Source organism: Mucilaginibacter sp. P4_C11 (assembly GCF_056402115.1).
Map to the genome: position 1 here is coordinate 32,073 of NZ_JBFUIA010000010.1, position 13,907 is coordinate 45,979.

Here is a 13,907-nt window from a genome sequence, read left to right on the forward strand (position 1 = left end):
TTTTTGCTTTATATTACCAAATAGTTTTTGTTGGTTTGTTTTGTTAAGCAGCGAATCATCAACAGTGAAACAGAAAAAGAACATATCGTTATATTGGTCATGTCAGCTCATTGGTTGGTCGTTAGCTGGTTTGTTCTGGGGTTTTTCGGCCTGGATGCAAATGTATGCCGGCGGCCATAGCGGGCAATATAGTTACACACTTGCGCTGATTCATTTTGTGCTTGATATCGGCATTGGCATCCTGATTACCCATGCTTATTATTGCTTTGCGCATAGGTTTAACTACACTCATTTAAAAGTGCAAAACATGGCTGTGCGCCTTATTCCGGCGGTGCTTTTAATGGGTGTATGTTACATGCTGCTGGTTACTGTTAAGCTGTACGCAGCTCGCTATTATTTTACATTTGCTTACAGCGAGAGTTTTTGGGCTTTTTTTAGTCAAAGCTACGTGGTGTTGTTGGCCACAGGTATTAGATTGATGGCCATTTGGGTACTGGCTTTTCACCTGTACTATTATGCGCTGATGGAGATTGGCACCGCTACCGATAATGCCCGTTTACAGGTAGTTGCCCGCGATGCGCAGATGCAGCAACTATCGGCACAACTTAACCCGCATTTCTTTTTCAACGCCCTCAATAGTGTTAAAGCATTAACAAGCACCAACCCGGCCAAAGCCCGGCGGGCTATAGATTTACTGTCCGATTTGCTGCGCGCCACCTTGTATGGCGGTCATGCAAGGCTTATATCCTTACATGACGAGGTTAATTTGGTGAGTGATTACCTGGAACTTGAAAAAATCCGTTTTGAGGAAAGATTGCAGTTCTCCGTTGATATGGAACAAGGGATACAACATTTTTTAATACCTCCGCTAAGCATTCAAACACTGGTTGAAAACGCTGTAAAACACGGTATTGCGCAACAGAAAGATGGCGGCGAAATTAAAATAACTATAAAAAACACCGACGGAAAAATCCATGTCACCGTTTTAAACCCCGGTAGGCTCATTTCTGTAGGTAACGAGCACAGGCTTGGTTTAAAAAACCTGCAAGATCGTTTACTGCTACAATATCAAAACCAGGCCAGTTTTGTAATGGAGGAGGCATATGGCGATAAAGTTTCATCAACACTTATTATGCCGGTATCATGAAAAAGATAAAGGTAATTATTGTGGATGACGAGCGACTTGCCCGCGAAGAGGTTAGGACGGCGCTAAGTTATTACCCTGATGTAGAAATTGTTGCCGAGGCAGTAAATGCCGATGATGCAAAGCTTTTAATACAAAAACATCAGCCTCAATTGGTGTTCCTGGATGTGCAAATGCCCGAAAAATCGGGGTTCGACTTGTTGGAAATGCTGGATATTGTGCCCGAAGTTATTTTTACTACTGCCTTTGACCAATATGCTGTAAAAGCATTTGAGGCTGATGCGCTTGATTATTTGGTAAAACCTATCCGTGATGAACGTTTTGCCAAAGCAATGGAAAAAGTGAGGGCTAAGCTAAACACAACCACAGATAACAGGCAGATTTTTATAAAAGACGGCAGCAAATGCTATTTTTTAAAAACAGATGAAATTCACCTGGTTGAATCGATGGACAATTACGCGGTATTATATTTTGGCGATAAAAAAACATTCCTGAAACGCTCACTAAACCAGATGGAAGAAAGGTTGGACGCAACCACTTTTTTCAGAGTAAACCGTGCGCAAATCATCAACCTGGCCTATATCGATCAAATTAGCCATCTGCCAGGCGGAAAGCTGAACATCAGTTTAAAAAACGGGCAGGTAGTTGAAGTGTCGGAAAGGCAATCTGTAAAGTTCAAGGGGAAGCTGAAGGCTTAAAGCATAAGGCAGAAAGCTAAATGCATTGAGCAGAAACAAAAAAACAACAGGCTTTGGGCTTTAGGCCTTCAGCTTTAAACAAAAAAATCATGAAAAAACTAATGCTATTACTGGCTTTAATAAGCCAGGGGGCAACTCTTTTTGCCCAAAAATTGCCTGATGCCGGCGTGGAAAAGTATGTTATTAATGATAGCGTGCTTATTAAAACCCCACAGGGGCATACGTTATCGGCTGTTGTTGTGCGCCGGCGCGATTTAGCCGGGCCGCAACCTGCGGCATTGCTGTTTTTTATTTACTCGGATACTAAAAGAAGTTTGACTGAAGCCAAATACGCTGCCGATCATGGCTACGTGGGCGTAGTGGCCGACGTGCGCGGCAAGCGTTTAAGCCCCGAAGAAGTAGTACCTTATGAGCACGATGCAGAAGATGTTTATTGGGTGATTGACTGGATAAGCAAACAAAGCTGGAGCAACGGCAAAGTGGGGATGTATGGGGGCAGTTATTCGGGCTTTGCGCAATGGGCGGGTTTAAAATATAAAGTGCATCCGGCGCTTAAAACCATTGTGCCTTATGTCTCGGCAATTCCTGGCATGGGGCTGCCTATGGAAAATAATGTGTTCATTAACGCCAATTATGGCTGGGCCTTTTATGTAAGCAATAATAAATACCTCGATACCGCTACCTACAACAACCAGCAGCGCTGGCGTAATTTGAGCGAAAACTGGTATCAAAGTGGCGCGGCCTACAATAAAATTGATAGTGTTGACCATGCACCAAATAAATGGCTGCAACGCTGGCTTAAGCACCCAGGTTTTGATAAATACTGGCAATCCATGATTCCCTACGGTAAGGAATTTGAAAAAATCAATATCCCGGTGCTGGCTTTTGATGGTTATTATGACGACGGGCAAACATCCGGCTTGTATTACCTGCGCCAGTTGGCCAAATACAACCCCAGGGCCAACTATTACCTGATACTTGGCCCGTATGATCATTTTGGCACACAAAGAGGGGGAGAGCGTGTTTTACGGGGCTACCAGGTTGATTCAGTAGCTATCATCAACACCAAAGCAATTACTTTTGAGTGGTTTGATTATATCATGAAACAAGGCAAAAAGCCGGCCATCATCAAAGACAGGATCAACTACGAGGTTATGGGGGCCAACCGATGGGACCATGCCCCATCTCTGGATAAAATGCACCAAAGCATGCTCCGGCTTTACCTCAGCAATGTAAAAAAAGATGATCAGTTTAGGTTATCCTTCCAAAAGCCAATCACACCAGCATATCTTGAACAGGAAGTTGACTTTGCCGACCGTACTACTTCCAATAATTACGCTTATCCGTTCCCCATTATTCAAAAAGATATTTACAGCAATGGTTTTACCTTCATAAGCGATAGCTTGAAACAACCGCTAATTGTGAACGGCGCGTTCCTGGGCCAAATTACTGCTGCTATCAACAAGAAGGATTTTGACTATAGCGTAGTGCTTTATGAAGTGATGCCCAACGGCGAATATTTTGAGCTTACCTACTTTTTGGGGCGGGCCAGCTATTCGTGGGATATTAGCAACCGAAAACTGCTTCAACCGGGCAAAATAACAATGCTGCCGTTTTCAAACACCAAGGTGGTAAGCAGGCAACTGCGCAAAGGCAGCCGTTTGTTGGTGATTATCAACGTAAACAAAAATAATTTTTGCCAGGTTAACTATGGTACCGGCAAAGATGTAAGCTTTGAAAATATTAACGATGCCAAAACACCACTTAAAGTAAAATGGTACAACAGCAGTTATATAGAGGTTCCGGTATCAAAATAATTACTGTACCACAAACTGTGTCGCACACGCAGGGCTAACGCATCTAATTGGGTTAACATAACTTAACATATTTCAGATATTTTATTTATAATTATTTGATAATCAATGTTTTATATTTAATCATGGTTAACACTAAAATGATCGCCCAATTTAGCATCCAAATATTTGTGCCTGTTGTTGGCCAATATATTTGATTGTTAATTAATTAACATCTGTTGTGGCCGTTTTTTGTTCCGGCATCAACGGGTCATATTTACGAACAGCACACTGCATGTAAATATTGCGTCAAAAAAAACAGCATATTCTCAATTATAAAACAAGTCGGGCTCTATTAGTGTTAGTTGTTATACCTGCTTAACACAAGGATGATTATGGATACATCGACATTAAAAACCATTGCTTACCAACTAATGCAAGGCAATAAAGGCTTGCTGGCCATGGACGAAAGCACCACCACCTGTAACAAGCGTTTCGAGGAACTGGGCATTCCCCAAACCGAAGAATACCGCCGCAAATACCGGGATCTGATTGTAAACGCGCCAGGATTGGAGGAATACATTAGTGGTGCAATCCTGTTTGATGAAACCATCCATCAAAGTACTGCCGATGGCACGCTGTTCATAGATATTTTGAAGGGTAAAGGGATAATTCCGGGCATTAAAGTTGATGAAGGTGCCATTCCCATGGTGGGTTTCCCCGGCGAAAAGATCACCGAAGGCTTAGACGGCCTGGGCGACCGTTTAAAAAATTACTATCAAATGGGAGCCCGTTTTGCCAAATGGAGGGCTGTTATTACTATAGGTGCCGATATCCCGTCATCAACCTGCATCAAAGCAAATGCTTATACCCTTGCCCGCTACGCGATGTTTTGCCAGGAAGCTGGTTTGGTACCCATAGTGGAGCCCGAAGTGGTGATGGACGGCAATCATTCATTGCAACGATGCGCGGAGGTTACTACCGAGGTAATACATGCTGTTTTTAACGCCTTATACCAGCACCGTGTTGACCTGGAAGGCATGATCCTGAAACCTAATATGATATTACCGGGAGAGGACAGTGCCGAAAAACCGGGGCTCGATGAAGTGGCCGAAGCAACGGTTAAATGCTTTTTAAAAACGGTACCGGCATCGGTACCGGGAATAGCTTTCTTGTCGGGTGGGCAATCGGCCGCGCTTGCATCCGAGCGTTTAAACCGAATGCATACCCGCTTTGGCGATGTGATGCCCTGGGTGCTTACCTATTCTTTTTCGCGGGCGATACAGCAACCTGCGCTGGAACTTTGGAAGGGAAACGACGAAAATATTGTTGCTGCCCAACGTGCATTAGTACACCGCGCAGCCTGTAACAGCGCAGCCAAAATGGGTGTGTATACTGCCGATATGGAAGTGAACGGAAAGTGATTTTGTCAAAGCCTGCAACCCTCAATAATAATTTTGACTTGAACTGCATATCAGGCTGTCTTGATCTTTTTGTTAAATATATACGGGACATAAAATAGTTGGTTAAATATTATATTTTAGAGGTGTTAAATGCCCCTGAGTAAATATGTTAGCCAATACCAGCCGATCCTTTTTACAGTTTTTTAAATTACTGCCCATAATTATTTTTTTGATGACAGGCGTGGTTTTTAATGCCGGCGCCCAGTCGTATTACCATGCAAAAAAAATAGATCTTCCGGCACCTTTTAAGTATTCCGAAATAAAAGATATTACCCAGGATAAAGAGGGCTTTATATGGTTTATCAACAGCCAGGGTATTTGGCGGTTTGATGGTACAACTGTGCAGCCTTTTAACTCTCATTATGCCGATTTGCCTCAAAGTGCCGTGCCCGATTACATTTATGCCCATGACGATTATTTGCTGATTTTTTTTGAAGAGGATGCCAAAAGCCTTTTATTTACCTACAATACAAAAACTTTACAGCTAATTAAATATGAGATAGATACGCCACCGGCAGGTTTTTATAAAACCCCGAAAGGTGAACTTGAGTTTTATGGCCGCAGGGGGCAAAAATGGTTTTTTGCGCATCAAATGGTGATAAAAGAAAAAAAAGATCCCAATATAGTTCATTGGCTGGGCAAAGAAACGCTGCAAAATTTTAAAGTTGATGCCGATGGCAGCGTATACCTTTGTTACAACGAAAAAATTGCCCGTTTAAAAGATGGCCATTTTTTTGCGGGCCCGGGCGATACGGTTAAGGTGCAGGGTAATCCATCGTTTAAGTTTACACAATCAAAAGCTATCCTGGTATCCTCAAAATATATATTGGATAAATTTGGTAATGGCTTTATCATCTTCGACAAAAAAACGCTGCAGCAGGTGTATGTATACAAGGGCGATGGTATAGCCATGATACGTTTATTGCACGATGAATTTATATTACTACAGGACGAAGCAGGCTCCCTGCAAGCCGATTCCCGGTTTTTTAAAATACAGCAGTCGCCATTTGTGGGGCAGGCCGATATTGTAAAAAATATCGCCCCCGAAATTCATTCAGATAAATTATTGGTGGCTACCAACCGGGGCATTTTTGAATTGATTGCCGATGCTGGTAATAGCTATAACAATAAACAGAACGCAGTAATTAGCAGCTTTTTTAAAAAGAAAAGTGTACGCAGCATTTACCGGATGGCTAACGGCAAGCTATATGTGGGCGTTTATGGCGGTTTTTTTGCGGTTGACACTACAGGAAGTATTCATGAAGTAAGTACTAATGTGGTTTACTGCATCAGCCGCATTGATGATCATTCGCTTTTATTAGGGATTGAGGGCGGGGTGGGTTTTGCAACACTTAATACCGATACCGATCAAATGACCTTTTTGAGCAATCCCAGCCAGCGTACCTATGGTTTTAGCCTGGCAAAGGATGGAGATAGTTTTTTGGCCGGTACCGCGTTTGTCATGTACCGAATATCAAAACAGGCAAACCAACAATGGCAGCTTCAAAAACTTTTCCGCAAGGATAGTTTAGGGTTTGTTAAGCAGATAAAAAAGATTAATAACCAATGGTGGATAGCCAGTGCTAATGGCTTATTCAGGCTTGAAAATGATACCGTGTTAAAGAGGATCTATCCGCAAACGGGTAGAATGACCATTTATAGCATGCTCCCCGAAAAGGATGGCGTTTGGCTGGGTACTGCCGCCAACGGCCTGGTGAAAATAAACTTCGGCGGTAAAGTGCTAAACCAGGTTAGGTTTAGCAACGGACTTGCCGGCGAGTTTGTTTACTCGTTGTATAACGCTAACGGGCTCATTTTTGCCGGTACCAACGGTGGTCTTAGCGTTTTTGATACCCATGCCGGTATGCTGGCCATAAGCCCGCCGGATTATGAAGAGTACAGCCAGGAACTTAATCACTCGGCTATTTTTTACGACGAAACGCGCCACCAGCTGATTATGGGCGGAGTAGGAGGGCTTTTGTTTATTGATATGGAGCATTACTCCCTGGCCAAAAGTAAGGAGGCCGATATGGTTAAGCTTTCCTATTTCAAAAAAGGATCAAACGGTGTGTTGCCTGGCGAAACCAATTTGTTTGCCTACCAACAACCCGGTATCACCCTTTATCCAGGCGATGTATTTATGGGCTTAAAGTTTGCCGGCAATAATATTTGGCACCAGGGTAAATTTCTTTTCCGCCTGCGCGAACTGGATAGCACGTGGCGTAAAGCCGACCTTGCCGACGAGATTAGCTTCTACAGCCTGTCCCCAGGTAAATATACTTTGCAGGCCCGGTTTGCATCGGCTGTTAATTCGCGTTACTGGCTTAACAAAACCATCATTGTGGTGCCGCATTTTTATCAAACCTGGTATTTTGATGTGGTTGTAATTGCCATCATCGGGCTATTAATATACGCGGCCTGGCTGGCAAGGCTGGATCAAATCCGTAAAGAACAGTTGGTACGTACAACTATAGCCAGCGATTTGCATGACGAAATTGGCAGCGCGCTTACCCGGATATCTATGAGCAGCGAGCTCATGCACATCAGGCAGTCGGCAGATGCCAAGGTAATTGAACATATTTCGGACGATAGCAAGAACGCTATCGCATCCATATCTGATATCATTTGGTCAATAGATGCGCGTAACGATAACAAGGAAGATTTGTTGCTACGCATGAGGCAGCATGCCTTTGTGATGCTGGAGGACAATGCCGAGGTACACTTTGAAGCAACCGGGCTTGATAAGGTTGTAGACCTGCCGCAGCTGATAAGACAAAATGTTTACCTGATATTTAAGGAGGCCATCAATAATATTTTAAAGCACAACCACCATCCCGAAGTTTGGATTGAGTTGAAAAATCGCACGTCGGGTATGACCATCACCATAAAAAACACCATCAACGCGCAAACAAAAACAAGTAATTATACTGGTCAGGGCCTAAAAAATATGAAAATGCGGGCCGAAAGGATAAAAGGCAGCGTTAATATTGTTACCGGGGAGGACCTGTTTCTGGTGATTATAAAAATGAAAAAGTGGTAAGGGAGGAAGTCCGGAAGTCAGTGAAGTCCGAAAGTTGGGAAGTCAGCAGGTCCCAAGTTGGGAAGTTGCCAGGTTCAAAATTTGCAACCCTTACCAAATTTGCAACTTTTACTCTTTCGGACTTCCCAGACTTTCCCGACTTCCCAACTCAATTCAAAAGATACCCTAATCATGTTATATAAGCAGCCAGTTTTTTTATACAACTTTACGATGTATGATAGCCATTTCGGTAATTGAAGATGATGTTTACATCAGGAACAGTGTCGCGCAGTTTCTGCAGATGCAGGCCGAGTTTGGCAATGTGCAATGCTATGGCAGCGTCGAAGAATTTATGGCAGCCAAAAATCGTAGTCCCGATGTTATCCTGCTGGACATAGAGCTGCCGGGCATGACAGGGATTGAAGGCGCTTTCCGCATTAAACAAAAATGGCCGGCTGTAAATATCCTGATGTTAACGGTGTATGAAGAGAAGGACCGCATATTCAAAGCATTACAGGCAGGTGCAAGCGGCTACCTGTTAAAAAACACTCCATTAACAAAGCTAAAGGCGGCCATCATGGATGTGTTGGATGGCGGCGCACCTATGAGCCCCGTGGTGGCCAAAAAAGTTGTGGCTTATTTTGCTGCAAAGCCCATGGCTGCCGAGCCCGAAAGTAACGAACAGTTAACCGCGCGCGAGCAGGAAGTTGCCAAATTGCTTATTGTTGGCGATACCTATAAACAAATAGCCCATCGCTTATTCATCTCGCCCGATACCGTACGGCAGCACATTAAAAATATTTACCGCAAACTCCAGATTAATAGCCGCATACAGCTGGTTAATGAGTTTAATTCCAAAAACTCGTCCTATTGAAGGGCACATACACTATTCTTGAAAAATACCCCAAACATGTTATTTATACTGCTTGAGCAGGTGTTTACATTTGATATCAAATAGCGTGTATTAAACGGAAGAGGTTTGTTTTTAATGCAGCTTTTTAATAAAAGTCAATCCCTTACCCTTATTATATCATAAACATGCGGCCATACCAGCAGGAAACTGTTTAACAACGTTTTCCTGCCAGCCGCTCATTATTAGTTTTCTTTATAGTTTTACATAGTTAAGCCCGCCGGTTAAATGACCGGCCGGCTTTTTTAAGTTCGACACTCATCTCATCGGCCTTTAGCCCTTACATCCAAAAGTCTTAACTCTTGATTCTTGCCTCTTAATTCTTTCCGCTCTGTAACAATCTTTAAACACGTTCAAATAAAAAAAAGCATTAATTTGCGCTTTAAACATAAGTTGACACTCATGAATAAATATTTACTCACCATTCCGGCGTTTGCCTGGGTTATGTCGGCGTATGCCCAGCAGGGTAACCCCTTAACCACAAAGGATTATGAACATGCCGAAAGTTTTATGTCGTACAATACCGCCCCGTTTGTTGACCGGGCCGATGTAAGGCCTAACTGGTTACCGGGCGATAAATTCTGGTACCGCGTACTCACCGCACAGGGCAGCGAATTTGTATTGGTTGACCCGGTTAAAAAAACGCGCGAAGCAGCCTTTGACCATCAGAAACTGGCCCAGCTGCTTTCGGCGGCTTCCGGCAACAAATACGACGGTAATATGCTGCCTTTTCAAACCATCAGTTTCTCGGCCGATGGTAAAAAAATAATGTTTACGGCAGCCGATAAACACTGGCAGTATGACCTGGCCACAGACCTGGTTACTCCCGGCGTGGAACAGGAACACGGCCGCATGCAGCCTGGCGGACGCAGGGGCAAAACAGAAGAAGTATTATCGCCAGATGGCAGCCGGGCTGCCTATATCAAGGACTACAACCTTTGGGTGCGCGATACAAAAACAGGCAGCCAAACCCAGCTAACTACCGACGGTATTAAAGATTTTGGCTACGCCACAGATAATGCCGGTTGGCAAAACTCCGACGCGGCAATTTTACGCTGGTCACCGGATTCAAAGAAGATAGCCACCTTTAAGCAGGATCAGCGTAAGGTAAGCGATATGTACCTTGTTACCACCAACGTGGGCAAGCCGGTATTGAAGCAATGGAAATACCCTTTGCCGGGCGATGAAATTGCCATGATAACCAGGGTGATTATTGAAGTGGATCATCCTAAGGTAATTACCCTGCAGGTGCCGCCGGATGCACACCGTGCTACCCTGAGCGACGACATCAGCAGCAGCGGCACATTTGATGATGTGGATTGGAGCGCTGACGCATCAAAGCTGGCCTTTGTATCCACCTCGCGTGATCATAAAAACGAGAAATTCCGCATTGCCGATGCCGCAACTGGCGCCGTTAAAGAGATTTTTGAAGAAACCGTTAAAACTCAGTACGAATCGGGCTGGGGAGCTATCAACTGGAAGTTTTTACCCAAAACCAACGAGATCATCTGGTTTTCTGAGCGCGACAACTGGGGCCATTTGTATTTATACGATGCAGCCACCGGTAAAGTAAAAAATCAAATTACCAAAGGCGATTTTGTAGTAACCCGGGTATTAAAAGTTGATGAGAAAACCCGTACAGTTTATTTTATTGCCGGTGGCCTTGAAAAAGAGAACCCATACTACAGCCAGTTATGTAAAGCTGGATTTGATGGTAAACACTTCGCGGTGTTAACACCCGAAGAAGGCAACCACAATACTACATTATCGCCAGGTGGCGGTTATTTTGTTGACAGCTATTCTAAACCAGACGTTCCGCCTGTTACCGTTTTACGCAGTATGGATGGTAAGCTGATAACCAACCTGGAAAAAGCCGATGTATCAAGGCTAACCGCTACCGGCTGGAAAGCGCCAACCCCGGTTAAATTGATTGCCGGTGATGGTAAAACTGATATTTACGGACTGATTTTTACGCCAACCAACATGGATGCCGGTAAAAAATATCCGGTTATTGATTACATATACCCGGGCCCGCAGGGCGGGAGCGTAGGCAGCTGGTCGTTTGTGGCTTCAAGAGGCGATAACCAGGCATTAGCCGAACTGGGTTTTATTGTGGTAGTAATTGAAGGCACCAGTAACCCGCTGCGTTCAAAAAGTTACCACGACATGAGCTACGGTAACATGTCTGAAAATACCTTGCCGGATCAGATTGCTGGTATCAGGCAATTATCAAAACAATACCCTATTGACACCAATAAAGTAGGCATATGGGGCCACTCGGGCGGCGGCTTTGCAACAGCTGCGGCCATGTTCCGTTACCCGGATTTCTTTAAGGTGGGTATTTCCGAATCGGGCAATCATGACAATCGTAACTACGAGGATGACTGGGGCGAACGGTACGATGGCCTGGTATCAAACTCCGATTATGCCGCCCACGCCAATGAGACTTATGCCAAAAACTTAAAAGGCAAGCTAATGCTGGCCCACGGTTTAATGGACAATAACGTTCCGCCCTACAATACCCTTTTGGTTATTGAAGCGTTGGAAAAAGCCAATAAAGACTATGATTTAGTAGTATTCCCCAACATGCCGCATGGTTATGGCCCTTACTCGCCTTACATGATGCGCCGCCGCTGGGATTACTTTGTGAAAAACCTGTTGGGTGTTGAAACACCGCACGAATATGTATTGAAATCCAAGACAGATCCGAGGAATAAAATACAATAATTTTGAAAAAAAAGTATTGCCCTTGAACTATACGAAACTAAAAGCTTCGTATAGTTCAGGGGCTTTATGTTTTTTAATAACTGGCTTTTAAAACACTATATTTTCCCTATTGTTACTTCAATGCTGTAACTTTTTGTAGGCCAGATTTATATTCAATACCGGCCATGAGGCAAAGTTAAGCAGCACAAAACTATAAGTGTACCATTTTACCATCGAAGAAGTAAGCGCACCCCAATAAGATAATACATCACAAACGGAATGGCGGGAATAGCTACCAGGTAGCCTGCTGTGCCAAAAGGTTCTGGCCAGGAAGGAGGTATTAGTTCCAGCAAAATGGCAATTAAACTGCAGCCTATATACCAACGGGATGCAGGTTTGCTAAGTGAGCCAGTTATTTTGAGCGCCACCGCAAAAAGGAGGATGCCCAGGTAAAACAATATAACTTCGGCCACGCTGATCACATAAAATAAACTTTTTATGGCAACGTACAAATCCGGGCGTTTCGCAGCCGGATTTGCAGCAAATACCCGGAAAGCATCTGTAAGGTAATAACCCCAGAATGCCATATTGATCACAAACAAGGGCATTGCTATACTCAACGCTGTGAACGCTAATTCCGAATATAGATTTTCGCCTGCTTCTTGCAAACGGGTTTTCAGCAGGGCGGCACCCAACAAAAGTAAAATTCCGCCTGCTATAAGGATCGTGTAGCGTGTTTGCTGTTCGGCAGCGGTATTAACCCAGCCCTGCAGTGTTGCCGGTGGCGGGCCCATGCCCGCAAAGATGGAAAATAACAACCATGGTATAAATAGTAACAGCGCGGTAATAACCTGTTGCCTGCCTGTTCCATCTTGTTTCCAAAGCCGGTGTACACCAAGGTTATATGCGGAGAAGGTCATCAGACAGGCATTTAACCCCCAAATGGGTAAATAAAATTTATAACTTACCGAACCTATGCCAAAACCAACAGCCATGGTTACCGGTGGAACAAGCCATAGGTATGCCAGGCTCAGTTTTTGTTTACATGTGGTAGAATCGTTATACATGTCAATTATTTTATTCCTTTTTCCAGTTTGGCATTTTGCCCGGCGAGGATCTTCCAGGAACCATCGCGTTTTACCAGTACAATCATTCTCCTGAACTCAAACATTTGGCCGGGAAACCGTTCGTCATTATCTAGGCCTGTACGCACGTGCGAAATAGCCAGGTTAGGATACGGATAGGTAATATCTTCAACTGCGCGGGTATAATAATGAGTGGCTTTAAAGTACGTGGTGTGTACTTGCTGATAATGAAATTGAATATCATCCCGCCCTTTATAATAAGCACCAAACCAGTTTACCCAGGTGGCATCAACGGTATAATTATCGGCCAGGCCTTTAGGGTCGTGGCGGTTCCAGGCATCTTCGTAATTTTTAATAAGCTGCCTTATCTGCGGGTTTTCCTTAGTGGTGTCTGTTTGCTGGCTGTAGGCATTAAAGCCATACAGCCAGCACAGGCTAACTATTACTAACTTAAAACTAATGAATTTCATAGGTATTTATTATACGGTAAATAGATTGGGGTTTAAAAAGCTTTCAGGATGTCAATTGGCGGCCCAACCCGCTCAAAGCCGTGCTGTTTCCTGAATTCGTCCTGCTCGGCTTCGGGCTTGCCTTTCATTTGCCCTTCGCTTATCGCTATAAAACACGCCTCCATTTTACCTGCCGGCTGAAAAGTAGTAAGCATACGCCCGACACCTTCTCCAACCTTCGAAAACGCATGGGGCACTCCACGCGGACCAAACACACTGTCGCCGGGCTTAACATGGTGCATTTTATCGCCCACTTTTATTACAAACTCACCTTCCAAAATATACCACCATTCGTCCTGGTTATAATGAAGGTGCAGGTTGGGGCCTCCTTTTTTTACACGCGATGATTCATACACATACAAATCGCCATCGGTGTCGTTGGCAGATACTTTGGTGTAAAAAGTATCTCCATCAAACAGCTTGATAGGTTTTTGGAAGCGGTCGGTCCCGGAATCTATTTTATAGCCGGTTTTTTCCCTAAGCATAGTATAACTTTTGGCGATGCTGTTGATCGGGCTGGCTAAAACGGTGCCGGTTACGGATAGTATTCGGAGGAAAGTTTTACGTTTCATAGTTTAGT

Annotated in this window: 10 protein-coding genes; 7 read left to right on the forward strand and 3 right to left on the reverse strand. The window is 44.0% G+C overall.

The window, feature by feature from the left end; all coding sequences use genetic code 11:
- Nucleotides 1-64 precede the first annotated feature (64 nt).
- From AC1DU2_RS11040 to AC1DU2_RS11070, 7 genes are all read left to right on the forward strand, one after another.
- Nucleotides 65-1,147: a sensor histidine kinase gene (locus tag AC1DU2_RS11040; protein WP_477384358.1), complete on the forward strand. Its 1,083-nt coding sequence runs from the start codon at nt 65-67 to the stop codon at nt 1,145-1,147.
- Nucleotides 1,144-1,842, forward strand: a complete 699-nt coding sequence (locus AC1DU2_RS11045; RefSeq protein WP_477384360.1) for a LytR/AlgR family response regulator transcription factor — start codon at nt 1,144-1,146, stop codon at nt 1,840-1,842. Before AC1DU2_RS11040 ends, AC1DU2_RS11045 begins: the two co-directional genes overlap by 4 nt.
- Before the next feature lie 89 nt (nt 1,843-1,931).
- Nucleotides 1,932-3,659 (forward strand): CocE/NonD family hydrolase, encoded by a 1,728-nt coding sequence (locus AC1DU2_RS11050; RefSeq protein WP_477384362.1) that lies wholly within the window; start codon nt 1,932-1,934, stop codon nt 3,657-3,659.
- Nucleotides 3,660-4,030: 371 nt separating this feature from the next.
- Entirely contained in the window at nt 4,031-5,059 is a 1,029-nt protein-coding gene (locus tag AC1DU2_RS11055; RefSeq protein ID WP_477384364.1) for a class I fructose-bisphosphate aldolase, read from the forward strand.
- 211 nt (nt 5,060-5,270) lie between these two features.
- On the forward strand, nt 5,271-8,138 hold the full coding sequence (locus tag AC1DU2_RS11060) for a sensor histidine kinase (protein WP_477384366.1): 2,868 nt from the start codon (nt 5,271-5,273) through the stop codon (nt 8,136-8,138).
- A 214-nt stretch (nt 8,139-8,352) separates the two neighbouring features.
- Complete coding sequence (locus tag AC1DU2_RS11065; protein ID WP_477384368.1) at nt 8,353-8,991, forward strand: response regulator; 639 nt, start codon at nt 8,353-8,355, stop codon at nt 8,989-8,991.
- Between the two features lie 438 nt (nt 8,992-9,429).
- Nucleotides 9,430-11,754 (forward strand): S9 family peptidase, encoded by a 2,325-nt coding sequence (locus AC1DU2_RS11070; RefSeq protein ID WP_477384370.1) that lies wholly within the window; start codon nt 9,430-9,432, stop codon nt 11,752-11,754.
- A 206-nt stretch (nt 11,755-11,960) separates the two neighbouring features.
- Here AC1DU2_RS11070 and AC1DU2_RS11075 read toward each other — a convergent pair whose 3' ends face one another.
- From AC1DU2_RS11075 to AC1DU2_RS11085, 3 genes are read right to left on the reverse strand one after another with little or no spacing between them, the layout of a single operon-like run.
- Complete coding sequence (locus AC1DU2_RS11075; protein ID WP_477384372.1) at nt 11,961-12,800, reverse strand: hypothetical protein; 840 nt, start codon at nt 12,798-12,800, stop codon at nt 11,961-11,963.
- A 5-nt stretch (nt 12,801-12,805) separates the two neighbouring features.
- Nucleotides 12,806-13,288: a YybH family protein gene (locus tag AC1DU2_RS11080; protein ID WP_477364065.1), complete on the reverse strand. Its 483-nt coding sequence runs from the start codon at nt 13,286-13,288 to the stop codon at nt 12,806-12,808.
- Nucleotides 13,289-13,320: 32 nt separating this feature from the next.
- Entirely contained in the window at nt 13,321-13,899 is a 579-nt protein-coding gene (locus tag AC1DU2_RS11085; protein WP_477364068.1) for a cupin domain-containing protein, read from the reverse strand.
- Nucleotides 13,900-13,907: the final 8 nt, after the last annotated feature.

Coding starts and splice junctions, on each gene's coding strand:
- AC1DU2_RS11050 (WP_477384362.1), top strand. CDS start 1,932: ATGAAAAAACTAATGCTATTACTGGCTTTAATAAGCCAGGGGGCAACT.
- AC1DU2_RS11075 (WP_477384372.1), bottom strand. CDS start 12,800: ATGTATAACGATTCTACCACATGTAAACAAAAACTGAGCCTGGCATAC.
- AC1DU2_RS11055 (WP_477384364.1), top strand. CDS start 4,031: ATGGATACATCGACATTAAAAACCATTGCTTACCAACTAATGCAAGGC.
- AC1DU2_RS11065 (WP_477384368.1), top strand. CDS start 8,353: ATGATAGCCATTTCGGTAATTGAAGATGATGTTTACATCAGGAACAGT.
- AC1DU2_RS11060 (WP_477384366.1), top strand. CDS start 5,271: ATGACAGGCGTGGTTTTTAATGCCGGCGCCCAGTCGTATTACCATGCA.
- AC1DU2_RS11080 (WP_477364065.1), bottom strand. CDS start 13,288: ATGAAATTCATTAGTTTTAAGTTAGTAATAGTTAGCCTGTGCTGGCTG.
- AC1DU2_RS11085 (WP_477364068.1), bottom strand. CDS start 13,899: ATGAAACGTAAAACTTTCCTCCGAATACTATCCGTAACCGGCACCGTT.
- AC1DU2_RS11045 (WP_477384360.1), top strand. CDS start 1,144: ATGAAAAAGATAAAGGTAATTATTGTGGATGACGAGCGACTTGCCCGC.
- AC1DU2_RS11070 (WP_477384370.1), top strand. CDS start 9,430: ATGAATAAATATTTACTCACCATTCCGGCGTTTGCCTGGGTTATGTCG.